The organism is Martelella sp. FOR1707 (assembly GCF_053484265.1).
Map to the genome: position 1 here is coordinate 436,941 of NZ_JBAKFP010000003.1, position 24,973 is coordinate 461,913.

The window sequence follows — 24,973 nt, forward strand, 5'->3', positions numbered from 1 at the left end:
CGGTCCCCATTCGTTAGGGGACCGGTAACCGTCTTTTTGAAAACCTTCTCGCACAACGAACCCGGTCGCCCGCGCGGCCGGGTTTTTACGTGTTTCGTAACATTACGAAAGAAACAGTGATTTGGAATCGTGCGGACGTATGCGTAACTACATGCAAGGCATCGACTCGCCGCACGCCATGCGCACGCCGTCCTCTAAAGGTCGCCCCGCAACCTGAACACGGTATTTGGCGTTGATAAGGCAGGGTCGCAATTCAGTTGAGTAGGGACATGATCATGTCGACAGGTATTTTCGGATTGCAGACGACCATCTCGAACTCCGTCAGGATTTCGGGGATCGGCGTGCATTCGGGCAAGCCTGCGACCATCGTCCTGCAGCCGGGCGAGGCCGATCAGGGCATCCTGTTCGAACGCTATGAGAACGGCAAGCGCATCAGCAGCTTCAAGGCGGTGGCGGACAATGTCGGCCCGACCGCGCTCTGCACCGTTCTCGGCACGCATCCGGGCGAGTGGATCGCCACGATCGAGCACCTGATGGCCGCGATCTACGCGCTTGGCATCGACAACCTCGTGATCTCCGTGGACGGCGGGGAAATGCCGATCATGGACGGCAGTTCCCGGGTTTTCGTCGACGCTCTGGATGAGGCGGGCATCGTCAAGCTTTCCAGGCAGCGCAGCTATATCAAGGTCGCCAAGACGGTGCGCGTTGAAAACGGCGCCGGCTGGGCCGAGTTCTCGCCCTATGACGGCACCCGTTTCGACGTCGAGATCGATTTCGAGACGCCGGTCATCGGCCGCCAGAAATGGGCCGGCGACATGAACGCCGACACGTTCCGCAAGGAGCTTTCCGGCGCGCGCACCTTCGGCTTCATGCGTGATGTCGAGCCGATGTGGGCGCGGGGTTTCGCGCTCGGTTCGTCGCTCGAAAACTCGGTGGTGATCTCCGATGACGACCGCGTCATCAATGCCGAGGGCCTGCGCTACGAAAACGAGTTCGTTCGTCACAAGACGCTCGACGCCGTTGGCGACCTGGCAATGATGGGCATGCGTTTTGCTGGCGCTTTCCGCTCCTATCGCGGTGGCCACGCGCTGAATGCCGCTGCCGTGCGCAAGCTGTTCGAAACGCCCGGCGCTGCCGTTATCGTTTCGCCGCGTGGGGCGCTGCCTTTCCGCCTGCGTCAGGAAGACGTGGTGGCCGCCGGGCCCGCGTCCTGAGGTTTTATCGGATAAAGCTAAAGTATTCAGGCGGATCGGCGCATTTGCGGCGGTCCGCCTTTTCATTTGCTGGCTCTGTCCGCTCGGGCCGCTTCCTGCCTTTCGGGCTGCTTAAGAATGCGTTATTGAAGCGCCATTAATTTGTGCGTTTTTCGCGCGCCTGCGATTGCTCTTGGCAGCGGGATATGCGTAAAACGTCGGTTGAAACAGAAATGCGTCGGTATGACGCGCAACTGGGGCACAAGCAATGTCTGATACTTTGAACCGGAAAAGACGGGGAGCGTTTCGCGCAGCGGCGCTGCCGGCGGCCATAATTGTCGGAGCAGGTATCGTTCTTGGCGGCTGCTCCCGGGACAAGGATGTCGACATCACCACGCTGCAGTATGAGGCCGATCCGCCCCAGCAGGTCTATGATGAGGCGCTTGCCAACATCAATGCCGGCAAGGTGAGCGAGGCGCTGCGCAAATTCAAGGCGGTGCAGGACCAGAACCCGCTTTCCGACTATGCCCGGCAGGCGCTCCTGATGCAGACCTATCTGGAATACCGTTCGCGCAAATATGAGGCGGCGGTCAAATCCGGCACCCGCTATGTCCAGCTTTATCCGAACTCCAAGGATGCGGCTTATGCGCAGTATCTGATCGGCCTTGCCTATTCCAAGGAAATCGTCGACGTCACCCAGGACCAGACGGCGGCCGAGCAGACGATCGTCGCGATGCAGAAGGTGATCGACAATTATCCGAACTCCGATTACGTCGGTGACGCCCGCGCCAAGATCCGTTACGCCCGCGACCAGCTCGCCGGCAAGGACATGCAGGTCGGCCGCTACTATCTGGAACGCAAGGACTATGTCGCCGCGATCTCCCGCTTCAATCAGGTGGTCGACGAGTATTCCGACACCAACCAGATCGAGGAAGCGCTGGAGCGTCTGGTGGAAGCCTACTACGCCATGGGCGTGGTCTCCGAGGCGCAGAACGCGGCCTGGGTGCTCGGGCATAACTATCCCGACAGCCCGTGGTATGCGCGTGCGTATAAGCTCCTGAATTCCAAGGGGCTTGAACCGAAATCGGCCGGCCGGGGCTCCGCTGTTTCGGACGCCACGCCGAGCTAAACGGCGCATCCGCCAGGTCGCGAAAAACATGCTCGTCCAGCTTTCCATTCGGGACATCGTTTTGATCGAGCGGCTGGAGCTTGACCTCGGCGCAGGTCTTTCAGTGCTGACCGGCGAGACCGGCGCGGGAAAATCCATTCTGCTCGACAGCCTCTCGCTCGCGCTCGGTGCGCGCGGCGATGGCGCATTGGTGCGTCACGGGCAGGATTCGGGACAGGTGATCGCCGTATTCGACGTTCCGATGGATCATCCGGTGCGGCTGCACCTGCGCGAAAACGGTCTCGACGATGATGGCGACCTGATCTTCCGGCGCATGCAATCCGCCGATGGCCGCACCCGCGCGTTTATCAACGACCAGTCGGTGAGCGTGCAGATGATGCGCCAGACCGGGCGGCTGCTCGTCGAAATCCACGGACAGCATGACGAGCGCGCGCTGATCGATACCGACGGCCATCGCGTTCTGCTCGATGCCTTCGGCGGACTGACGGCTGACGCGGAGCACGTCGCCGGTCTCTACCGCGGCTGGCGGGACGCGGAGCGCAAGCTGAAACAGCATCGTGCCCATATCGAGGCGGCGATGCGTGAGGCGGACTATTTGCGCGCCTCCGTGGATGAGCTTCAGGAGCTTTCGCCGGTCGATGGCGAGGAAGATGAACTGGCCGAAAAACGCGCCAACATGATGAAGTCCGAGCGGATCGCGGGCGACATCGCCGAGGCGCTGGAATTCCTTAACGGCAATGCCTCGCCGGTGCCGATGATCGCCTCGCTGGTGCGCCGGCTGGAGCGCAAGTCGCACGAGGCGCCGGGACTGCTGGAAGAAACGGTCGAGCTTCTGGATGCCGCGCTGGAGAAACTCTCCAGTGCGCAGATGGAGGTGGAAGCGGCGCTGAACCGCGCGGCCTTCGACCCCAAGGAACTGGAGCTTACCGAGGAGCGGCTGTTTGCGCTGAGGGGCGCTGCCCGCAAATACAATGTGCCGGTCACGGAACTTCCGGCTCTGGCCGAACGCATGGTTGCCGATCTCGACGAGCTCGATGCCGGCGAGGCGAAGCTTGCGGCGCTGACCGAGGCGGTGACGGCCGCCGAGACTGCCTATTTCTCTGCCGCCCGCGCGCTTTCGGAGCGTCGCCAGGTGGCCGGCGAGCAGTTGAGCGCCGCGGTGATGGCGGAACTGCCGGCGCTGAAGCTGGAGCGGGCGCGGTTCACCGCCGTGGTTTCCCCCGATGAAGATGCGGCGGGCGCGGAGGGCATCGATACCGTCTCCTTCGAGGTGCAGACCAATCCGGGCACAAGGGCGGGACCGATCATGAAGGTCGCCTCCGGCGGCGAACTCTCGCGTTTCCTGCTGGCGCTGAAGGTGGCGCTCGCCGACAAGGGCTCGGCGCCGACGCTGGTCTTCGACGAGATCGATACCGGGGTCGGCGGTGCGGTGGCTGACGCCATCGGCCAACGGCTGAAGCGGCTTGCCGAGAACGTCCAAGTGCTCTCCGTCACCCACGCGCCGCAGGTGGCGGCGCGTGCGGAGGGACACTTCCTGATCTCCAAGGGCGATCGCGGCAAGGATACGGTCAGCACCCATGTCGAGGTGATCGGTCCCGAGGCCCGCCAGGAGGAAATCGCCCGCATGCTGGCCGGCGCCAAAGTTACGGCGGAGGCGCGGGCGGCGGCCGCGAAACTGCTCGCCGGCGATGGTTGATCGGCATTTGCTGATATAAGCTGAGAGAGAACCCGGAATTGCTCCCGCCAATCTCCCCGTGACAGGGCGATTGGAGGAGGGACGTTGACGGACAGGATAGCCGCCTCCATTTTCCGGTGGCGCAGGAATCAAGGGGACCGCCGCCGATGGAGACTTTTCTGGAACACTACTGGCCGCATATTCTGGCGGCGATTTCGTTCCTCCTCGGCGCGACGGCGGCGATCCATGCCGCGATGACCAAGGATGAGGTCCGCGCGGCCATCGGCTGGGTCGGCGTGATCATGCTGTCGCCGCTTCTGGGCGCGGCGATCTATGCCGTTGCCGGCATCAACCGGATGCGCCGGGCCTCGATCCTCGACCGGCGCGGCAGCATTCCGGATGCCGTTGCCAACGAGGAGAAGGAGCATCATGTCGGCCGCGCGGCGATTGTTTCCGCCTTCGGCCCGCGCATGGGGGCGATGTGGAACCTCGGCAACCGCGTCACGGGCATGCCGGCGACCGATGGCAATGTCATCCACCTGCTGGAAACCGGCGACGCCGCCTACGCCGCCATTCTGGAGGCGATCGACAAGGCCGAGCGCTCGATCCTGATGGAGACCTATATTTTCGATTCCGACCAGATCGGCCGCCGGTTCGTCGACAGTCTCGATGCGGCGGTCAAGCGCGGCGTCGAGGTGCGGATCCTGGTGGATTCCATCGGCGCGCGCTATTCCCGCCCGCGCATCACGTCGCTGCTGCGCGAACGCGGCATCAGGGTCGCGACATTCAATGGTGCTGTGCTTTTGAAGATGCGGCTGCCCTATGCCAATCTGCGCACCCATCGCAAGATCATGGTGATCGACGGCGAAACCGTGTTCGCCGGCGGCATGAATATCCGCGCGGCCTTCACCGGCCCGAACGCCGCCCACGATACCCATTTCATGCTGCGAGGCGCGGCCGCCGGCGATTATTTCACCGTGGCGGCGGCCGACTGGTATTTCGAAACCCGCGAAAAGCTTGACGGCCCGGCCTGGAAGGTTTCCGCCCCCGATACCCATGACGGCGTTATCGCCCGCGTCGTGCCCTCCGGCCCGGACCGCAATCTCGGCAACAACAACAGCATGATCATCGGCGCGCTTTCGGTGGCGGAAGAAAGCGTGATGATCATGTCGCCCTATTTCCTGCCCGACCGCGACCTGCTGTCAGCGCTGGCGACTGCCGCCAAGCGCGGCGTCGCCGTCGATATCATCGTGCCCGGCAAGAACAATCTCGGCCTTGTAGACAAGGCCATGACGGCGCAGTTCGAGGAGATACTGGAGGGCGGCTGCCGGATCTGGCGCGATAACGGGCCGTTCAATCACTCCAAGCTGATGACGATTGACGGGCGCTGGTCCTATCTCGGTTCGTCCAATCTCGATTCGCGCTCGCTGCGGCTGAACTTCGAAACCGATCTCGAAGTCTTCGACAAAGAGTTTGCCGCCGAACTGCAGGCGCGCATCAGCGCCGTCAGAGCCAATTCCACGGAAGTGACGATCGCCAAACTGCAGGAGCGGCCGTTCCCCTATCGCCTTCGCGACCGGATTTTGTGGCTGGGATTGCCGTATCTCTGAAAAACACCCATATTCATGTTCATCAGAAATGTGTGAGACATGAACCCGATCAAATCTCCCCTTGCCAATGCGGTGCTGCGCTCCTTCCGTGAAAACGGCAAACGGCCGGATTCCGCCGTGCCGATGGCGGGCGAGGGGCTGAGGGTCGCGACCTACAACGTTCACAAATGCGTCGGCACGGATGGCCGTTTCGATCCCGACCGCACCTTCGAGGTGATCCGCGAGATCGGCGCCGATCTGATTGCGCTTCAGGAAGCTGATACGCGTTTCGGCGAGCGCACCGGGCTTCTGGACCTGAAGCGCATCGAGGCCGAAACGGGCCTGATCGCGGTGCCGGCCGAGCCCAGCGTCAGGGCCCATGGCTGGCACGGCAATGTGCTTTTGTTTCGCGACGGCGCGGTACGTGACATCCACCGCGAGAAATTGCCGGGGCTGGAGCCGCGCGGCGCGCTGTTGACCGATATCGAGCTCAAGAGCGGCATCCACCTGCGCGTGGTTGCCGTTCATCTCGGTCTGTTCCGCGCCTCGCGCCGCCAGCAGGCGGACCACATTATCGGCCTTCTCGGCAACCGTGAGGAAAGCCCGACGCTAATCATGGGCGACATGAACGAGTGGCGGCTCGGCAATGGTTCGGCGCTGCGCCGCTTTGAGGACAGTTTCGGCGCGCTGCCGCCGCCCAGGGCAAGTTTCCCCGCCCGCTGGCCGGTTCTCGCGCTCGACCGTATCATCGCCAACCGCGACGACCTGGTCGCCGATTTGGCAGCCCATGATTCGCTTCTCGCCCGCGTGGCATCGGACCATCTGCCGCTGACGGCGTTGCTCAACACCGCGGTGTTGAGCGGCGAGACGCCCGGGACAGCGCGGACTTCGGGGTGAATGGACGCGCTGCCGGGAAGGGCCTTCGTTTGATTCTCAAACCTGTCAGCCTACAATCTCCCCCCTTGAGGGGGAGATGCCCCGACAGGGGCAGAGAGGGGTGAACCCTTTCCAAGAGCAAAGTGTTTGCGGCTTTTAGGGCGTGCGCCCTTTACCCCTCTCTGTCGCTTTCGCGACATCTCCCCCTCAAGGGGGGAGATTGGGGCAGCGAGGCCGCGTTCGACCGAAGCGCATCGAATGCGGCAGCACCTTGATCATCAACCCGCTTCCATTTCGCGCCGTTCCGCTCTAATTCAGCGAGTGAACCGCGAAGGAGTGTGACATGGCGAAGAAACCGGTCGAGGAACTGTCCCGCGATGAGGCTGCGGCGGAGCTTGCGAGCCTTGCCGAGGAAATCGCCCGCCACGATGTCGCCTACCACGGCAAGGATGCGCCGGAGATCACCGACGCCGAATATGACGCGCTGAAGCAGCGCAATGACGCGCTGGAAGCGCAGTTTCCCGACCTTGTCCGCGAAGACAGCCCGTCGCGCCGGGTCGGCTCGACGCCGTCGGAGGCGTTCGCGCCGGTGGTGCATGCGGTGCCGATGCTCTCCCTCGGCAATGTGTTTTCCGACGAGGACGTGCAGGATTTCATCGCCTCGGTCTATCGTTTCCTCGGGCATCTGCCGGACAACTCCATCGCTTTCACCGCGGAGCCGAAGATCGACGGGCTGTCGATGTCGCTGCGCTATGAGGATGGGGTGCTCGTCTCGGGCGCCACCCGCGGCGATGGCGCGACGGGGGAGAATGTCACCGCCAATGTCCGCACCATTGGCGAAATCCCGAACCGTTTGCCGAAGGGCGCGCCGGCGGTGGTTGAGGTGCGCGGCGAAATCTACATGGCCAAGAGCGATTTCGCCGCGCTCAACGCAGCACTCGCGGAGGAGGGCAAGCCCACCTATGTGAACCCGCGCAACACCGCGTCCGGCTCGCTGCGCCAGCTCGACCCGCAGGTGACGGCGAAGCGCAAGCTCAGATTCTTTGCCTATGCCTGGGGCGAAATGTCGGAAATGCCGGCCGATACCCAGATGGGCATGGTCGAGACCTTCGAGAAATGGGGCTTTCCGGTCAACCCGCTGATGCGGCGGCTTTCCTCCATCGATGATCTCATCGATCACTACCGCGAGATCGGCGTCCAGCGCGGCGATCTCGATTACGATATCGACGGCGTCGTCTACAAGGTCGACCGGCTGGACCTGCAGGCGAGACTCGGCTTCCGCTCGCGCTCGCCGCGCTGGGCAACGGCGCACAAGTTCCCGGCCGAGCAGGCGATCACGCGGCTTGTCAACATCGATATCCAGGTCGGCCGCACCGGGGCGCTGACGCCTGTGGCGCGGTTGGAGCCGATCACCGTCGGCGGCGTGGTGGTGACCAATGCGACGCTGCATAACGAGGATTACATCGCCGGCAAGGGCTCCGGCGGCGAGCCGATCCGCGAGGGCCGCGATATCCGCATCGGCGACTATGTTATCGTCCAGCGCGCCGGCGACGTCATTCCGCAGATCGTCGATATCGTTGCGGATAAACGTCCCGACGATGCCGAGCCCTATCAGTTTCCCGATCACTGCCCGGTCTGCGGGGCCCATGCGGTGCGCGAGATCAACGAGAAGACCGGCAAGCTCGATGCCGTCAGGCGCTGTACCGCCGGGTTCTCCTGCCGGGCGCAGGCGGTCGAGCACCTGAAGCATTTCGTCTCGAGGAATGCCTTCGATATCGAGGGGCTCGGCTCCAAGCAGGTCGATTTCTTCTTCGAACATGAGGACGAGGCGCTCGCGATCCGCACCGCGCCCGACATCTTCACACTGGAGCGGCGGCAGGGGGCAGCGCTGACCAAGCTTGAGAACTTCAACGGCTGGGGCAAGACCTCGGTCGCCAATCTCTACGAGTCGATCAACGAGCGGCGGACGATCGCGCTCAACCGCTTCATCTTCGCGCTCGGCATCCGCCATGTCGGCGAGACGACGGCCAAGCTGCTGGCGCGCTCCTACGGCTCCTACGTGGCCTTCGAGAAGGCGATGCGCGAGGCGGCAAGCGGAGAGGGCGAGGCCTGGGACGATCTCAACAATATCGACGGCATCGGCACGGTCGTCGCCCGCGCTATTGCCGAGTTCTTTGCCGAGGAGAAGAATACCGATGTCATTGGTCGGCTGCTGGAGGAAGTGACCCCTGAGGACGACCAGCAGCGCATCGATACCTCCAGCCCCGTTGCCGGCAAGACGGTTGTCTTCACCGGCACGCTCGAGAAGATGACGCGCGACGAGGCCAAGGCCAAGGCGGAAAGCCTCGGCGCCAAGGTGTCCGGCTCGGTCTCGAAAAAGACGGATATCGTGATTGCGGGGCCGGGGGCGGGCTCCAAGCTGAAGAAGGCGGAGGAGCTCGGCGTTGAGACCATGGATGAGGATGAGTGGCTGGCGCTGATCGGCGGGTGATCCCCGTCTTGGACAGAGGCGCCTGTGAGGCCTCTCCGCATAGCACCCCAATCTTCTCGCCCCGGAGGGGAGAGATGTCGCGACAGCGACAGTGAGGGGGGAGACTATCACCGCGAACGCTCTCACAGTTTGAAAGGCCGCGCCACCCTCACTGCCCCTTTCGGGGCATCTCTCCCGCCAGCGGGAGAGAGTAATGGGAGCAAGCGGCAAAGCCAGATGTAATTCGCACGTCTTCCCGTCATGGCCGCTTGCATCGTGCTGCCGTAAACCTATCTTGAGAGCATGGATTTTCAGGGAGTTTCGATATGAGGCGGTTTGGTTTTGCGCTTGGCGTGGGTCTGTTGCTTGCGGGCGCCGCGCATGCGGAGCAGGTGGGCGAGGTCGGGGTCGACTGGGTCGGCAACGATATCGTCGTGGAAGCCCTGCACGACCCCGAAGTGGACGGCGTGACCTGCCATATCGCCTATTTCGACCGGTCGATCATCGATCGGTTGTCGAAGGGTAACTGGTTCGAGGATCCGTCGAATTCCTCGATTGCCTGCCGGCAGACCGGCCCCATAAAGATCGGCGACATCGATCTCGACATGAATGGCGAGGAGGTGTTCCGGGAAGGGCGCTCGCTGATCTTCAAGCAGCTCGTGATCAAGCGCATCTACGACAAGGCCAATGAAACGCTGATCTATCTGGCGCACACCCGCGAGATCACCGAGGGCTCTGCCAAGATGTCGATGTCGACCGTGCCGCTTTACGGCCAGGATGTGGTGTGGGAAAACGGCGCGCCAGAATAAGCAGCAGCAGAAGGAGAGCGCCATGAAACTCGAGGCAAGCTGCCAGTGCGGCAAGGTTTCCTATTCCGTCGAAAGCCGCACCCCCTATCCCTATATGCGCTGTTATTGCAGCATCTGCCGCAAACATGCCGGGGCAGGGGGCTACGCCGTCAATCTCGGCGCGGACGCCGACACGCTGGAACTGAAGGGCAGCGAGCACAAGCGCTTCTACCACGCTCGCATGCATGACGGCGAAAGCCATGGCGAGCGGCATTTCTGCGGCTATTGCGGCAGCGCGCTCTATCTCTATGACTCGCGCTGGCCGGAACTGGTGCATCCAATTGCCGCAGCGGTGGATACGCCCTTGCCGCATCCGCCCGAGATCGTGCATATCATGCTGGACTCCAAGGCCAATTGGGTGGATGTGCCGGAAGGCCCCGGCCACGTTCATTTCGGCGGCTATCCGGAGCTTTCGATCGAGGACTGGCACCGCAAGCACGGTCTTCTGGAGGAATAGGGCGGCGCTTGCCGCGCCGAACAAGGGATAAGCATGAAAACCTTCCGTCGCGTGCTCTGGGCTTCCGTCGCTGTCATCTGCGCGGTGCTGATCTGGCTGGTTTATGAGATCGGCGAGACCAATGAGGAGATGATGAATGTCCCCTTCGGTCCCTCCTTCCAGCTCACCGCTGGCGACGGCCAGCCGATCACCGAACAGGCGCTGCGCGACAAGCCGACCGCGCTGTTCTTCGGCTTCACCCATTGCCCGGAAGTCTGCCCCACAACGCTTTACGAGCTGAACGGCTGGTTGCACGAGGTCGATCCCGATGGCGACAAGATCGAAGCCTACTGGATGTCGGTCGATCCCGAGCGTGACACGCCGGAAACCATGGAACGCTACCTCTCCAACGTCTCCGACCGGATCGACGCGATTTCGGGCGATCCCGACAAGGTTCGCGCCGCGCTCGACAAGTTCGGCATCTATTACGAGAAAGTCCCGCTCGATCCCGACCAGCCGGATGGCGATTACACCATGAACCACAACGCCTCGGTGTTCCTGCTCGATGATGGCGGGGTGCTGAAGGGCACGATTGCCTATGGCGAAAGCCCGGATGTGGCGGTGAAGAAGCTCGAAAACCTTATCAACTGACGGCCGCAGCCTTGCCATTGCCGGCCGGCGGGCTTATCGCGGATGGCAGGAATTCCAGGAAAGGCCGATCCGTGAGCCAGATCAGACTCTACGTCACCACCAATGAAGCCGGCGCGGGCCAGGTGCTCGAAGCGCTGTCGATGGCGCTGGGCGAGGAGCCCTATGCGCTCGCGACCATGGAGATCGACGAGAAGGCCAACCGCTGGGAGGCCTCGGTCTATCTCGACGCGGAAGAGGAAGAGGCGCTACGGGCGATCTTCGTGGATGTGGTGAAATCGGTCTTTGGCGAGAGCGGTCCGGAAATCGAGAAGGAAGAGATCGAGGATATCGACTGGATCGCCAAATCTCTGGAAGGGCTGAAGCCGGTGCGTGCGGGGCGCTTTCTGGTTCATGGGTCTCACGACCGCGATCATCGCCGCGCCGGCGACATCGCCATTGAAATCGAGGCGGGGCAGGCGTTCGGAACCGGCCATCACGGCACCACCAGCGGCTGTCTGGAAATGATCGATACCGTACTGAAGGCCGAACAGCCGCTGAACGCGCTCGATCTCGGCACGGGCACCGGCGTGTTGGCCATGGCGGTGCGCAAGCTGCGCCCGATCCCGGTGCTCGCGACCGATATCGATCCGGTTGCCGTGCGCGTGGCGCGCGACAATGCGCGGGCGAACGGCATTGTCTCTGGTATCGATTTCGTCACCGCGCCGGGCTTTCACCATGCTGCCTTTGCCGAATATGCGCCCTTCGACCTGATCATCGCCAATATTCTCGCCCGCCCGCTGATGAAGCTCGCACCGGGCGTGAAGCGCAATCTGGCGCCGGGCGGCGCGGTCATCCTCTCCGGCATTCTCGCCGAGCAGCGCTGGAAGGTGCTTGCCGCCTACCGCACGCAAGGCGTGCGCCACGAGCGCACCTATTGGCGCAATGGCTGGGTGACGCTGCTGCTGAGGGGGTAGGCTGTCTCTTTCGGGAAGGCCGTGAGCCGCGGCGCTTGCGCCTAAACCGCAACCCCGATCGCGCTTTCGCGCACAGACATGCGCGCCTGGCGGCGCTGGGCGCGTTCCTGCTGGGGGGAACAGTGGTAGATCTCGCGGTAGCATTTCGAAAAATGCGAGGCGGAGACGAAACCGCAGGCAACCGCGACATCGACGATCGGCATTGTCGATTGCGCGAGCAGCCGACGGGCGCGGTCGAGGCGGATTTCGAGATAGTAGCGCGCCGGCGAGCGGCCCATTTCCTGACGATACAGGCGCTCGATCTGGCGGCGCGACAGGCCGACAGCATCGGCGATCTCGATCAGCGACAGCGGCTCGGCGAGATTGGCTTCCATCAGTTCGATGATCTGTAGCACCTTGCCGTTCTGGACGCCTAGACGGGCGCTGAGCGGCAGGCGCTGGCGCTCGGAGGACAGGCGCACCCGGTCGGTCAGCGCCTGTTCGCAGATCGCGTTGACAAGGCCTTCGCCGAATTCCCGGCCGATCAGATGCAGGATCATGTCGAGCGAGGCGGTGCCGCCGGCCGAGGTATAGATGTTGCGGTCGATCACGAACAGATCGGCATGGGCGTCGATTTCCGGCCAGGTTTCGGTAAAGCCCGGCATGTTTTCCCAATGGATCGCGCAGCGGCGGCCCTTCAGCAGGCCGGCGCGGGCCAGAAGATGCGTGCCCGTGCACATCGCGCCGATGCCGCAGCCGCGATTGTTGAGCTCGCGCAGCCAGGCCTCGAAGGATTTGTTGTAGTAGTCCTCGACGTCAATGCCGGAACAGACCAGCACCAGATCGGGGCGTTTCTCACCCATCAGGGCGCGGCGCTCGTCGGCGAGCGAGGTATCCGGCTCGATGGCGATGCCGCTCGACGAACAGATCTTCAGCCCGCTGTCGGAGGCGATCCGCCAGCGATAGGCCTCGTGGCCGAGCATCCTGTTCGCGATGCGCAGCGCCTCGATCGCGCTGGTAAAGGGCAGCAGCGAGAATTGCGGAACGAGATAAAAGACAAACGATCTTACCATGATGGACACCGCCGCGCTGAGAGCCGGATTCGACACTTGAGAAAATACAATTTCCGCAAGAAGCCGGGTCGCCAATAGTCTGTTTACGACATTGACACAGACAAATGCGGCGGGAAAGAGCACGACAGTTCGAATGGATCGTTTTTTCCGGTCGGCCATGCCCTTTCAGGCGTAATGGATACGGCCGACCGGTGGGTCCAGATCGTCTCAGTCATGGCGCCAGTAGCGGTCGTCGGAAAAGATATCCTGGCGCAGATGCGGCGGAATCCGCCTGATGTTCTCTTCAAGCTGCTGCTTGCGGGCAAGCTGATCCTGCAGGTTGGCATATCGTGCGAGCGGCGCCACCAGATGGCGCAATATGATGAACAATCCCATGACTTCTCTCCTTCAAGTGCGGGTCATGAGACAAAGATAGGCGGATTTGACATTCAATCAAACGAAATGTAATCATGGTATAAGTCAAAAATATTGATCCAAGAGGCCGCCATGACCCTGAGCTTGCAAACGCCGCTCCCGGTTCTCGACAACGACATTCTGCGCACCTTCGTGGCGATCGCGGAGACTGGCAGTTTTTCCGGTGCCGCCGAGCGGGTCTTCAGAACGCCTTCGGCCGTGTCGATGCAGATCAAGCGGCTGGAGGAGGTTGTCGGAGCCTCTCTGTTTGTGCGCGACTCCCGGTCCGTGCGGCTCACCCGCAGCGGCGAGACGTTGTTGTCCTACGCTAGGCGGATGCTGGCGCTTTCCAATGAGGCGATGTCGCGTTTCCGTCATCCCGATATGCACGGCGTGGTGCGGCTGGGCGCGACCGACGATATCGGCGAGCGCATACTGCCGACCGTGCTCAAGCGCTTTGCCGAGGCGTTTCCGAGCGTGATGGTGGATGTCACGATCGACAACTCGAACGGTCTTGCCCAGCGCCTGCGCGAACAGCGGCTCGACCTTACCCTGCTGAACTCCGGCGACCTTCCGGGCAAGGATGATGATGGCGAGCTGATCATGCGCGAAAGGCTGGTCTGGGTCGGCGCCAAATGCGGCACAGCCTATCTCAAGGAGCCGTTGCCGGTGTCGATGTGGGAGCAGAGCTGCTGCTGGCGGCATGAGGCGGTGCGCACGCTCGCTGAGGCCGGCCGACCCTACCGCGTTGCCTATCTGAGCGCGACCACCATGGTTCAGCGCGCGGCCGTTCTCTCCGATCTCGCCGTTGCGCCGATGGCGGCCTATTACGTCACCGACGATATGGAAGTGCTGGGGCCCGATAAGGGGCTTCCCGAACTCGGCTATTACGATATCCGGCTGAGGTTTTCGGACCAGCGTGGTGAATTGATCGAGGCGGTGGCGGATGCGATCCGCCATGCCCTGCAGCCGGCGCAACTTGCCAATCGGGTTGCCTGACCTGTCTCAGAGAATCCCGACAAGCCCTTAGAAAAGCAGCGCAATCAGCGCCCCGGCGGCAACCACGACAAGGGCGGCGAGCAGGATCGATATCACGCCGGTGATGATGCCGATGATCAAGCCATAGCCATCTCGCTCGGTATCCGACAAGCCGATAATGGCCAGCGCGAAGGCCGGCAGCCAGTTGCCGAACGGGATCGGCATGAACACCACCAGCGAAAGCAGGAATGCAAAGGCGCCCAGCAGGCGCTCCGACCGCCGGGTTTTCAGAAACCAGTGCCGCGGACGCACCGCGCTTTCGATCCAGCGCAGCCAGGGCAGTATCCGCTCCAGCAGCACCATGAAGCGCGCCCCATCCATCGAGAATTGCGCGATCCGCTCCGGCAGCCAGACGCGTTTGCGACGCGATGCCATCATCTGCCAGCTGACGAGGATCAGAGGTATGCCGAGCACCAGTGTCGCGCCCGGCGGCAGCGGTATCAGGTTGGGGATCGCAAACAGCACCAGAAATGCGCCGAAGGAGCGTTCGGCCAGCGCGCCGTCGAGCTGATCGAGGCTGACGCGGCCATCCGGCCCCGGTTCAAGGCGGGCGAGAATGGCGGAGAGCTTGTCACTGTCTTCCGTGTGGTCGGTCACCGGCGGTTTCCTCTGCTTGGGCACGGAAGAAGGTAGGGTGGCAATGCGGCTTTTGGAAGTGCTACCGGGCGTCTTCGCGGGGTATGGCGACGCCTGTGGAAATCTCCGTTTTCCATTGTGGATAACGGAGGGAAGACCTGGGGAGAAACTGTGAAGATCTTTTCGTGCTCGGTGCAGAGGAGGGATTAGTTTCACTCACGCAAGCACTGGCCGGAACACGATGGAGTTCTGAACGTTTAAGGGATATCCGAACGAAAAATCAGGAGTTCGCAATGTTTAAAGGTAAGGTTATCGTCGCTTCCATTCTTCTCGCCATGGGCAGCCTGCTCGCCTCCTGCGGCAACACCATCGAGGGCATGGGCCAGGATACGGCGAACGCCATCGATGCGACGCAGAATGCCGGCCAGTCCGTGGACCGCGCTGCAAGCTATTAATAAAAGTCTTTGATTTCGATGAAAAAAACCCGAGCCGTACGCTCGGGTTTTTTTGTTTGCGGAAGGCGGTGTCAGATTGCGTTCTGCCAGCCGTGGTAAAATGCGTGATCCGCCATCACCGGCAGGGGTACAGGGCTGTAGGTCTTTGCCGACCAGTATGCCGCCGTGGCGAAGTCGAGGCTGTGGCGCGCGTCGGCAAGAGTCAGCGGCAGCGGCGTCTTGGTGCAGATGGCGTTGTGGAAACCCTGCATCTGGCCCGCAAAGCCGGTGGGCGGCGGAGCGAACTCGGCGAGCGACTCTTCGATCCGGCGTGCGATTTCGTCATTCGCCGGAATAAAGCGCCACGGCGCGTCCTCGGCCGTGAAGTCGGGCCGACTGTCGGTCTCGATCACCATGTTCTCGAAGCACAGCCGCATGCGGCTCAGCGGCTCGACGGAACCGAGCGTTGCCGAGGTGGTGGCGAGCGCGCCGCAATGCAGTTCCACGGTCACGCTGGCGCAATCCTCGACCTCGATGCCGCGGTTGACGCGGGTGGCGATGCGCGCGGACAGCGAACGCACCGGCCCGAGCAGATAGAACATCAGGTCGTTGGCGTGGATCGCGTGGTTCATCAGCACCCCGCCGAGGGCGTCGTTCCAGTGTCGCCGCCAGTCGTGCTCGTAATAATGCGCGTCGCGCAGCCAGTGCACCTCGCAGGTCGCGACATAGGGCTTGCCGGCAATGCCGGTGGCGATCAGATGCTTGGCCTTCTGCGCGCCGTCATTATAGCGATACTGCATGATCGGCATGACATGGCCGCTGGAGCGCGATTCGGCATCGAGCAGTTCATCGATATCGGCAAGCGAGCCGACCAGCGGCTTTTCGCAGATCACATGCTTGCCGGCCTTGAGCGCGGCAAGCATCAGGGCCTTGTGGGTGCCGGGCGGCGTGCAGACGTCGATCACGTCGATATCGTCCATGCCCAGCACTTCGAGATAATCGGTCTCGCGCCGCTCAATGCCGAACCGGTCGCCGACCGCGTTGAGGTGACTGGCGTCGATATCGCATATGGCGGCGACTTCGAAGCGCTCCGGGTTGGGAAGGTAACCGCGGCTGATATGCGTTTGACCGACGCCCAGGCCGACGACGGCGACTTTGAGTTTTCTCGTCATTCCAATGTCCTGTTATGCATATTTCGGACGTTTGCTTTCAATGCCCTTCCGTGCCTTCGGGCGCGGTCAAAGCCTGGCGATCCGGCAGGGCGGCGCGCGCGGCGCTGGCAAAGGTTTCAGGGGTCAAAAACAAACTCTGTGCAAGGATCATGCTTTCAGCAGGTAACCGCCAGCATTATCCGTTTTCGCGCTGGCGAAGCTTTGTCACTTTATCGCCATGTTCGGGCACTCATGGCAAGCCCCTTGCGTGATTCGATCAGATGCTAAACGATTTTACAAGTGAGCGAAGGCGGCTAAGGTTTTGGCTAAAAACAGTTTTCAATGTCCGGCCTCAGTCAGAAAACCTTCGACCATCGTCCTGTAGCCCGACCCGAAAAGCCTGAAATGCACCAGCGCCGGCCAGAGACTGTAGACCGCGCGCCGCGTCTCGAAGCCCGGATCGAGCGCGCCATAACGGGTGTAGAACCGGTCGTCGAGATGGCCGAAAAGATGGGCCATCGCCAGATCGACCTCGCGGTCGCCATAATAGCAGGCCGGGTCGATCAGCGCGGTCACGCGTCCGCCCGACGTCATCACATTGCCCGACCAGAGATCGCCATGGAGCAGGGCCGGTGGCGGTTCGTCGGGAATGATATCGCCCAGTCTCGCGGCGAGGCTTTCCACCCGCAGGGCGAGCGGAGATGGCAGATCCGCGAGACTGTTGAGCAGTCGGTTGTTACGCCAGAAAGCGACCCAGGACGGGGTCTCGTCATTGCGGATGGCAACCTTGCCGAAAGAAAAGTCTGCGCCGAAGCCATAGTTTCTGTCGACCGGGCGGTGCAGCGCCGTCAGGACGCGCGCCAGATCGTCCTCGGCGCCGGAAAAACCGCTGCGGCCTTCGACTTCCTCCATGATGAGCAATGTATCGTCGGCGGCGATCACGGCGGGCGCGGGCGCGCCGGTCGCCGCGATCAGGCGCAGCATCACTGCTTCCAGCGCCGGTGCCGGGCCGGTTTTCACGATGTAGCTCTGTCCATCGTCCGTCACGGCGCGCATCAGCGCGGAAAGGTCGCCGCTCGAAAAATAGGTGAGTTTGACGCTTTCGACGCCAAGCAGGCGGGCTGTGTGGTCTGCAATCTGGTTCATCGTCGTTCCGTGGCTGAGCGCGCTCTGGACGCCGGTGGCGATGCTGTCATAAAAGCAGTCACCGCCGTTTGAAAGGCTACGGCAATTTACCCGCGGAGTGCAAGAATGGCGATCGAGGACGTAACAACCCGGCTGAGAAACCCCGAGGCGGCGCAGACCGTCATCGCCATCCTCAGGCAGCAGTTTGCGGACAAGGTGCAGACCGGTGAGGCCTTCCGCGCCCAGCATGCCCACACCACCACCTATCTGCCGGCGCAGCTTCCCGACGCCGTGTTCTTCGCCGAAAGCGCCGAGGACGTGAAGGCGGTGGTCAAGGCCTGCGCCGCCCACAAGGTGCCGATCATACCCTTCGGCACGGGCTCCTCGCTGGAGGGGCAGGTGAACGCGCCGGAGGGCGGCATCTCGATCGATTTTTCGCGCATGAACCGCGTGCTGGCGGTCAATGCCGAGGATCTCGACTGCACGGTCGAGCCCGGCATCACCCGCGAGGAACTGAACGAATATCTGCGAGACACCGGCCTGTTCTTCCCGATCGATCCGGGCGCCAACGCCTCGATCGGCGGCATGGCCTCCACCCGCGCCTCCGGCACCAACGCGGTGCGCTACGGCACGATGAAGGATGTGGTGCTGGCGGTAACCGCGGTGACGGCGGATGGCGAGGAGATCACCACCGCCAGCCGCGCGCGAAAGTCCTCGGCGGGCTACGACTTGACGCGGTTGTTCGTCGGCGCGGAGGGTACGCTCGGCGTGATCACCTCGGTGACGCTGAAACTTGCCGGCATCCCGGAAAAGATCGCCGGCGGCGTTTCCTCCTTCGCCACGCTGGAAGATGCCTGCAATGCGGTGATCATGACCATCCAGATGGGTATTCCCGTTGCCCGGATCGAGCTGCTGGACGCCCTGCAGGTGAAAGCCTGCAACGCCTATTCCGGCCTCGACTTTCCCGAAACGCCGCTGCTGCTTTTGGAATTTCACGGCAGCGAGCAGGCGGTCGCCATGCAGTCGGAGCAGTTCGCGGAGATCGCGGCCGAATGCGGTGGTTCGGAATTCGTCTGGACGGCCAATGCCGAAGAGCGCAACCGTCTGTGGAAGGCGCGCCACAACGCCTATTGGGCGGGCAGGGCGTTGAAGCCGGACTATGAGGGCTTTTCCACCGATGTCTGCGTGCCGATCTCGCGCCTTGCAGATTGCGTGCGCGAGACTCAGGAAGATATCGCGGAGCAGGGGATTCTCGCCCCGGTGGTGGGCCATGCCGGCGACGGCAACTTCCACCTTCTGGTTCTGTTCGACAAGGACAAGCCCGGCGAGATCGAGAAGATCGAGGCCTTCACCGTTCGCCTTGCCGAGCGCGCGATCGCCATGGGCGGCACGTCCACCGGCGAGCATGGCGTCGGCCAGGGCAAGAAGCGCGTTGTCGGCAAGGAACTCGGAGGCGCGGTCGCGATGATGCGGGCAATCAAGCAGGCGCTCGACCCGGACAATATCTTCAATCCGGGCAAGATATTCTGATTGCAGCCGCTGCGGTATCGCGCGGAAAAAGGGCATATCGCCCCGCACGGAGCCGGTGCCTGAACTGGTTTGCCATTCTACCCTGTGCTAGGTTCTGGCCAATGCGGCCGGAGCCGCAAACGCAAGTGACAGAGGAATAGCAGGTTTGCTGGCACGAATACTGGTTATCATTGGCGCTTTTCTGGTTTTCGTCCTCTGTGTCGCGCTGGTTGCTCCCTATTTCATCGACTGGAGCAGCTTCCGGCGGGAGTTCGAGGTGCAGGCGAGCCGGGTGGTCGGCAAGAAGGTCGAGGTGCTCGGCGATGTCGATGTCCGCATCCTGCCGTTTCCGGCCATCACAATGCACGATGTCAGCGTTGGCCGCGATGCCGGAGGCCAGCCGCTTGCGACGGCTGAATCCTTCTCGATGGATGCGGAACTGGCGCCCTTCCTCAGCGGTGAGATGCGCATCTTCAAGATGCAGCTCGAACATCCGGTGTTCAATCTTTCGCTCGATGAGGATGGCGCGCTGGCATGGACCGATACCGGCGAGAGTTCCATTGCCGCCCGCCGCGTGATCTTCGAGGATGTCGAGGTGCGCGACGGCGAGATCCGCCTTTCCGACGCGGCGAGCGGGCGGGTGCGCAGCCTGACCGATATCGACGCCATGCTTTCCGCCAACGCCATCGAAGGGCCGTGGCGCATGGAAGGAACCGGCGTTCTCGACGGCCGCGCCGGAAGCTTCAGCATCCTCACCGGCCGGCCCGACCCCGAAACCCGGTCGGTGCGGGTGCGACTGTCGGCGACGCCTGCGGAGTGGCCGCTGTCTGCGACCATGGAAGGCGATGTCTCGCTTGCGACCGGGGCGCCGGTCTATGCCGGCGACTTCCGCCTTGCCGTGACGAGCGACGGCGAACAGGACGTGCCGCCACCGCGCGTTGCCGGGAAATTCGAGCTGACAAACAACTCGTTTTCGGTGCCGGAATACCGGCTGGAGGTCGGCACCCGCGTCGATCCCTATGTGATCTCGGGCGAAGGCAATTTCGACACGCGGCCGGGCGGCACCTTTCTGCTGACAGCCAATGGCCAGCAATTCAATGTCGAGCGGCTTTCCGATTACGACACCAATCTGAAGAAGGGTCGGGTCGCGCCGCCAAGCGCGCGCGAGCGTCTCGATGTGCTGATCGGCTTCATCCAGGATGTGCCGATCCCGCAATTGCCGGGCAAGGTCACCTTTCGCCTGCCGGCGCTGGTCTCCGGCGACACTACCATCCGCTCGATCGTGCTCGACGCCTCTCCGGATGGCGATGGCTGGCGGGTCGAAAACGGCTCGGCGGTCTTGCCCGGCCGCACGCAGGTTGAAGCCTCCGGGCGTCTGGCCGTCGGCGAGACCACGGATTTTTCGGGCTCGCTCCTGGTCGCCTCGCGCCAGCCGAGCGGGCTTTCGCAATGGCTGACGGGCAAGGTCAGCCCGGAAATCCGCGAACTCGACCGCGCCGGCTTTTCCGCCGATGTGATCCTGACGCCGCAGACCCAGGCGTTCGAAAACCTGCAGATTGTCGCGGGCGATGCTGTGCTTGACGGCACTCTGTCGCGGCAGGCGGACGGCGCTGCGACGCCGACGCTCGATTTCGACCTCTCAGGCAATGTCATCGATCTGAACGCGCTGCGCGCTCTTGCCGGGCTGATGGTTGGCGAGGATATCGACACCGGCCTCAGCCAGCACCGCATCCACGCCACGCTGCGCGCCGGCGCGGTCAACGCCCTTGGCCTTGCGGCCAATGTTGTGGATACGGACTTCACCTATCAGGCCGGCGCGGTGACGATCGACAGCCTGAAGATCGAGGATCTCGCAGGCGCGGCGATCACGCTTTCGGGCCAGGCGCAGACCATGCGGGACATGCCGACCGGCTCCGCCCGCCTGACGCTTGCCGCCGAAGACATTACCGATTTCGTGGCGATGCTGCGCCAGCGGACCGGCGATCACCCGCTGCTGACCATGCTCGGCGACAGCGCGCTCTGGTACAGCGATACCAGCCTGGAGGCGGACCTGACCTTCGGCCAGGACGGTACCGCCGCCGCCGCGGTGATCCAGGGCAGCGCCAATGGCAGCCGCATTTCCGGCTCATGGCGGATGGATTCGCTCCTGGGACAGGGCGGCATCAGCGGCCAGCTTCAGGTCTCGAACCCCGATGCCGCGGTGCTGTTCGGGCAGGCGGGCATGATGCCGCTGCCGATCCCTGCGCCCGCCGGCGCGCAATTGTCGCTCTCCGTCGATCGCGCAGATGCCGAGGGGCCGGCGACCGTCGGGTTCCGCGCGGCAAGCGGCGAGACCCGGTTCTCCGCCAGCGGCGAGGCGAGCCTCGCGGCGGGCGATTTCCTGAACGGCCGTTATTCGGTTTCACTCGAAAGCCCCGACCTGGAACCCTATCTGGCGATGAACGCCTTTGCCGTTCCCGGCACGGCCTTCGGGGTGCCGGTGTCGCTGAAGGCCGCGCTCGATATCGACGACGAGGCCTATACGCTTTCGGCCATTGACGGAACGCTCGACAATAACGGCCTTGCCGGCCGGCTTGCGCTCGCAAGGGGCGGGCCGGTGGCTTCGCTCGATGGCGCGCTCGCGCTCGACCGGCTCGACATGGCGTGGCTGACGGAGGCCGTGTTCGGGCCCGATTTCACCGATGCGGAGGGCAACCTCTCGGATGTGCCTTTCGACCGCGCCTATTTCGGAACGGCGGAGGCGAGCGTGGACCTGCAGGCGGGCGCCTTCGATATCGGGCTTGCCGAGCCGGTGACCGGCATGGGCGGCAAGCTCGACTTCCGCGGCGGCGGCATGGCGCTCAACGGGCTTTCGGGCCGGCTGATGGGCGGCACGCTTTCCGGCGACATGCGGCTCGGCAACACCGACGGCAACGGCTATTTCCAGGCCCAGCTCAATCTTTCCGACGCCACCCTGCCGGACAATCTCTGGCAGGCGGACGGGACGACGCCCGTCGTCTCCGGCGCGTTCGATCTCGGCCTTGTGGTGGAGACCACCGCCGATACCGCGCGGGGCCTGAAGTCGCAGGCCAGCGGTTCCGGGATCGTCACGCTCAAATCGCCGACCTTCAACGGCCTCGATCTCGGTTTCCGGGACGAGCTTCTCGCCTGGGCAGACGCTCAGGGCACCGAGATCACCAACGAGGCGATCGAGGAGGAGGTCCGCGCGCTGCTCTTCGGCGGCGGCAGCTTTCAGGCGGGCGATATTGCGATCCCCTTTGCGATCACCGACGGAACGCTGCAGGCGCGCAATGTGCTGGTCGATCTGCCCGAGGCCAGCGTCTATGCGGCGATGGAGGCCGATCTGGACACGCGCGATCTCAACGCCGCGCTCGACGTCGCGCTCAAGCTTGGCGATGAGGGCGAGGAGGGGGCGAGCGCCGGCTTCACGATCGGCTTCAATGGTCCGCTCGACGAACCGGACCGGACGCTTGATCTCACCGAGATCGACAACTATCTGGCGCTGAGGGCGGTCGAGCGTGAGCGCGAACGCGTGGAACGCCTGCAGGCCGACATTCTCGAAAAGCAGCGCCTGCGCCGCGAGGCGGCCCTCTACCAGGGCCGGGAAGAGGCGCGCGAGCGTCAGCGTCAGGAAGAGGCGGAACGGCAGCGCCGGGAAGAGGAGGCGCGCCGCGCCGCAGAAGCCGCCCGCAACGCCGAGGCGGGTGCCGCCGGTGAGCCTTCGGATCAGGCATCGCCGGACGGCGCCGGCGAGACTGCGCCCGATCAGCCGGTAGAGGCCGCGCCAATTTCCGCCGCGCCGGCAGAGGGTGTTCCCGAAGCGCCGGAGAAGAGCGATTGGGACCGGCTGATCGAATCGATCATTGATGGGGCGGATGAAGTGCGTCAGGAGAGCGCGCCCAGCCCTTGAACGGTTGCGTCAAAATATCGCCGGTATTGCGGAGCATGTGAGGCGCAAACCGGGCACTGTTGGATCTGGCTACGCGCTGGGCAATGTTCTTTTTTCCGCAGCCAGGCGCTATGGATTCGGCAAGGTTGTCACGGTAAAACAATGCGGTAGAGCCACAGCGTGGCTGATCGGATGAAGGCAGGCAGGCATGAAAACGGTAAAGCGCAGGCTTTTGATCGGGCTTGGCTGGGTGATGGTGGCGCTTGCCCTTGTCGGCGCGGTCCTGCCTGTGATGCCGACCGTGCCGTTCCTGATCGTTGCCGCCGCCGCCTTCGCCCGGTCCTCGCCGGAGCTTGAGGCAAAGCTGATGAACCATCCGCATTTCGGCCCTCATCTCGGCCGCTGGCGGCGCGAGGGCGCGATCTCGTTGCCGGCCAAGCTGCTTGCCGTGGCGGCCATGGGCTGCAGCATGGTCTCGGTTCTGCTGTTTGCCGGCGCATGGCCGTGGCTGCAGGCCGGCGTCGCGATCGTGCTCGCCTGTTGCGCGCTCTACGTGCTCACCCGCCCTTCGCCGTCCAGAATGGCTGCAGACGGCTGATCTCCCCGCGTTTTAGCTGTTTTCCCGCGCCCTTGCCGCCGGCGCTTTCGACCAGTCCGGCTTGCTGATGCTCTGACGCGGCTTTGAGCCGGCATTGTCGATGCGGGCGAGAACGGCGCGGGCGAGTTCGCGGCCGGCCTGGCTGAAATCCTCGCTCATGGCGATGAGTTCCGGGTTGATCCAGTTCAGGAAATCGGCCGGCTGCTTCGCCACCACGTCGACCTCGCGGCCAAGCGTCAGGTTGCAGTCTCTCAGCGCCGCCATGATCGGTATCGCGCTGCTGCCGCTGCAGGCGATCACGGCGTCAGGCGGATGGCTGGAGCGCAGCGTCGCGAGCATGCCGCTACGGATCTCGGTCAGGGGCGAATCGGTCGAGATCGATGTCAGCGGCGTCTCCTCCAGCGAAAACTGGCTGAGGCCGCGCTCGAAGCCGGAGCGGAAATATTTGTAATAGGTCAGATGGCTCGGCGGCTGCAGGCTGACGATCCGCCGCCGCCCGCGCCCCGCCAGCATTTCAACGGCATCGAAGGCATAGGCATCGTTGTCGAAGTCATGGAAGGGATAGTCGATACTGCCTTCCGTGCGGCCATGGGCGGCAAACGGCATGCCGCGCTCGCGCATGAGCTTGATGCGGGGATCGTCGGGCTCGATGCGCGAGATGATCACGCCATCGGCCGAGCCGGTGTCGAGGATGTAGCGCACCGGCGCCATCTGGTCGTGATGGATCGGCTGCGGCATCAGCACGAGATGATAGGGCGTGTCAGCCAGGATTTCCGAGATGCCGAAGATCATCTGGCCGGCCATGCCCATGATTTCCTCTTCAAGGTTGAGGATGAGGGCAATGACATTGGTCTTGCCGGTCCGAAGCCTGACGCCGGCGCGATTCGGCATGTAGCCGAGCTGTTTGGCCACCAGCCGCACCCGCTCCTTGGTGTTCTCTGCGATATCCGGCGCATCCTTCAGCGCACGCGAAACGGTGGTGACGCCGAGCCCGGTCATATAGGCGATGGTCTTCAGCGTTGGTCGGGCGTTCGCGGTCTCGGCTGTGCGGCCCTCTGTTCGGCCATCTGTGCGGCTTGTCGTCGGTTTCATTGCGTCTCCTCATTCGCCGGCAACCGGACATGATTGCAAACGTGCTTTGCCGCGCGAAACTGGTCGCGCGCCCCGGCTCGTCTGTGTCTCGAGGTTGCACCTCTTCCGCCTTGCCCTGAACAGCCCCGCCTGTCGCCGACGCTTATAGCGTCTCCCGGCAATCCATGCGCAAAAAAAAGCGCTGTCTGCCATGCCTCAAGCGGCCTCCTCCCGTCCAGGAACGGGGATGACAGCAATGTAGCGCGGCACGAGCTGAAACGATACAGAAAAGTGTTTCTGAGCGTTCGAGCCCCTGA

At 63.2% G+C, this 24,973-nt stretch carries 21 protein-coding genes; 15 read left to right on the top strand and 6 right to left on the bottom strand.

The genetic code is table 11. The features are described 5' to 3' along the window. Positions 1-275: 275 nt before the first annotated feature. The 10 genes from lpxC (at position 276) to V6765_RS09980 (ending at position 11,820) form a co-directional block, all read left to right on the top strand. Positions 276-1,214, top strand: a complete 939-nt coding sequence (lpxC, locus tag V6765_RS09935; RefSeq protein ID WP_448428243.1) for a UDP-3-O-acyl-N-acetylglucosamine deacetylase — start codon at positions 276-278, stop codon at positions 1,212-1,214. Between the two features lie 247 nt (positions 1,215-1,461). Beyond that, the gene (locus V6765_RS09940) at positions 1,462-2,322 is read left to right on the top strand and encodes an outer membrane protein assembly factor BamD (RefSeq protein ID WP_448428245.1); all 861 of its coding nucleotides are present in this window, start codon (positions 1,462-1,464) and stop codon (positions 2,320-2,322) included. Positions 2,323-2,350: 28 nt separating this feature from the next. Continuing rightward, on the top strand, positions 2,351-4,018 hold the full coding sequence (recN, locus tag V6765_RS09945) for a DNA repair protein RecN (RefSeq protein WP_448428247.1): 1,668 nt from the start codon (positions 2,351-2,353) through the stop codon (positions 4,016-4,018). 146 nt (positions 4,019-4,164) lie between these two features. Then, positions 4,165-5,607, top strand: coding sequence for a phospholipase D-like domain-containing protein (locus V6765_RS09950; RefSeq protein ID WP_448428249.1), 1,443 nt, complete (start codon positions 4,165-4,167; stop codon positions 5,605-5,607). A gap of 39 nt (positions 5,608-5,646) precedes the next feature. Further along, complete coding sequence (locus V6765_RS09955) at positions 5,647-6,483, top strand: endonuclease/exonuclease/phosphatase family protein (protein ID WP_448428251.1); 837 nt, start codon at positions 5,647-5,649, stop codon at positions 6,481-6,483. A gap of 322 nt (positions 6,484-6,805) precedes the next feature. Then, positions 6,806-8,953, top strand: coding sequence for an NAD-dependent DNA ligase LigA (gene ligA, locus V6765_RS09960; protein ID WP_448428253.1), 2,148 nt, complete (start codon positions 6,806-6,808; stop codon positions 8,951-8,953). Positions 8,954-9,258: 305 nt separating this feature from the next. Further along, on the top strand, positions 9,259-9,741 hold the full coding sequence (locus tag V6765_RS09965) for a CreA family protein (RefSeq protein WP_448428255.1): 483 nt from the start codon (positions 9,259-9,261) through the stop codon (positions 9,739-9,741). Between the two features lie 22 nt (positions 9,742-9,763). Beyond that, positions 9,764-10,237, top strand: a complete 474-nt coding sequence (locus tag V6765_RS09970; protein WP_448428257.1) for a GFA family protein — start codon at positions 9,764-9,766, stop codon at positions 10,235-10,237. A 33-nt stretch (positions 10,238-10,270) separates the two neighbouring features. Next, positions 10,271-10,867: an SCO family protein gene (locus V6765_RS09975; RefSeq protein ID WP_448428259.1), complete on the top strand. Its 597-nt coding sequence runs from the start codon at positions 10,271-10,273 to the stop codon at positions 10,865-10,867. A 71-nt stretch (positions 10,868-10,938) separates the two neighbouring features. Next, complete coding sequence (locus tag V6765_RS09980; protein ID WP_448428261.1) at positions 10,939-11,820, top strand: 50S ribosomal protein L11 methyltransferase; 882 nt, start codon at positions 10,939-10,941, stop codon at positions 11,818-11,820. A gap of 41 nt (positions 11,821-11,861) precedes the next feature. Here the strand turns inward: V6765_RS09980 and V6765_RS09985 are convergent, their stop codons facing one another. Both V6765_RS09985 and V6765_RS09990 read right to left on the bottom strand, forming a co-directional pair. After that, the gene (locus V6765_RS09985; protein ID WP_448428263.1) at positions 11,862-12,872 is read right to left on the bottom strand and encodes a GlxA family transcriptional regulator; all 1,011 of its coding nucleotides are present in this window, start codon (positions 12,870-12,872) and stop codon (positions 11,862-11,864) included. 207 nt (positions 12,873-13,079) lie between these two features. Further along, positions 13,080-13,247 (bottom strand): hypothetical protein, encoded by a 168-nt coding sequence (locus V6765_RS09990; protein ID WP_448428265.1) that lies wholly within the window; start codon positions 13,245-13,247, stop codon positions 13,080-13,082. Between the two features lie 111 nt (positions 13,248-13,358). Between V6765_RS09990 and V6765_RS09995 the strand changes: the two genes are divergently transcribed. Further along, positions 13,359-14,264, top strand: coding sequence for a LysR family transcriptional regulator (locus tag V6765_RS09995; RefSeq protein WP_448428267.1), 906 nt, complete (start codon positions 13,359-13,361; stop codon positions 14,262-14,264). A gap of 27 nt (positions 14,265-14,291) precedes the next feature. Here the strand turns inward: V6765_RS09995 and V6765_RS10000 are convergent, their stop codons facing one another. Continuing rightward, complete coding sequence (locus tag V6765_RS10000; RefSeq protein WP_448428269.1) at positions 14,292-14,900, bottom strand: exopolysaccharide biosynthesis protein; 609 nt, start codon at positions 14,898-14,900, stop codon at positions 14,292-14,294. 314 nt (positions 14,901-15,214) lie between these two features. Here V6765_RS10000 and V6765_RS10005 point away from each other — a divergent pair, with 314 nt between their 5' ends. After that, positions 15,215-15,334: an entericidin domain-containing protein gene (locus V6765_RS10005; RefSeq protein WP_085986587.1), complete on the top strand. Its 120-nt coding sequence runs from the start codon at positions 15,215-15,217 to the stop codon at positions 15,332-15,334. A gap of 71 nt (positions 15,335-15,405) precedes the next feature. Here V6765_RS10005 and V6765_RS10010 read toward each other — a convergent pair whose 3' ends face one another. Together V6765_RS10010 and V6765_RS10015 are read right to left on the bottom strand one after the other, a co-directional pair. Further along, positions 15,406-16,485: a Gfo/Idh/MocA family protein gene (locus V6765_RS10010; protein WP_448428271.1), complete on the bottom strand. Its 1,080-nt coding sequence runs from the start codon at positions 16,483-16,485 to the stop codon at positions 15,406-15,408. A 318-nt stretch (positions 16,486-16,803) separates the two neighbouring features. Then, the gene (locus tag V6765_RS10015) at positions 16,804-17,610 is read right to left on the bottom strand and encodes a fructosamine kinase family protein (RefSeq protein ID WP_448428273.1); all 807 of its coding nucleotides are present in this window, start codon (positions 17,608-17,610) and stop codon (positions 16,804-16,806) included. Positions 17,611-17,715: 105 nt separating this feature from the next. On the opposite strand from V6765_RS10015, the gene V6765_RS10020 reads away from it, so the two are divergent. The 3 genes from V6765_RS10020 to V6765_RS10030 all read left to right on the top strand — a co-directional run bounded on the left by V6765_RS10020 (position 17,716) and on the right by V6765_RS10030 (position 23,585). Next, positions 17,716-19,119, top strand: a complete 1,404-nt coding sequence (locus V6765_RS10020; RefSeq protein WP_448428275.1) for an FAD-binding oxidoreductase — start codon at positions 17,716-17,718, stop codon at positions 19,117-19,119. Positions 19,120-19,264: 145 nt separating this feature from the next. Then, positions 19,265-23,008 carry an AsmA family protein gene (locus V6765_RS10025; protein ID WP_448428277.1) on the top strand — a complete coding sequence of 1,248 codons (3,744 nt, stop codon included), beginning with the start codon at positions 19,265-19,267 and terminating at the stop codon, positions 23,006-23,008. Positions 23,009-23,195: 187 nt separating this feature from the next. Continuing rightward, positions 23,196-23,585 carry a YbaN family protein gene (locus V6765_RS10030; protein ID WP_448428279.1) on the top strand — a complete coding sequence of 130 codons (390 nt, stop codon included), beginning with the start codon at positions 23,196-23,198 and terminating at the stop codon, positions 23,583-23,585. Between the two features lie 12 nt (positions 23,586-23,597). Here V6765_RS10030 and V6765_RS10035 read toward each other — a convergent pair whose 3' ends face one another. Then, positions 23,598-24,677, bottom strand: a complete 1,080-nt coding sequence (locus V6765_RS10035; protein WP_448428281.1) for a LacI family transcriptional regulator — start codon at positions 24,675-24,677, stop codon at positions 23,598-23,600. Positions 24,678-24,973 lie beyond the last annotated feature (296 nt).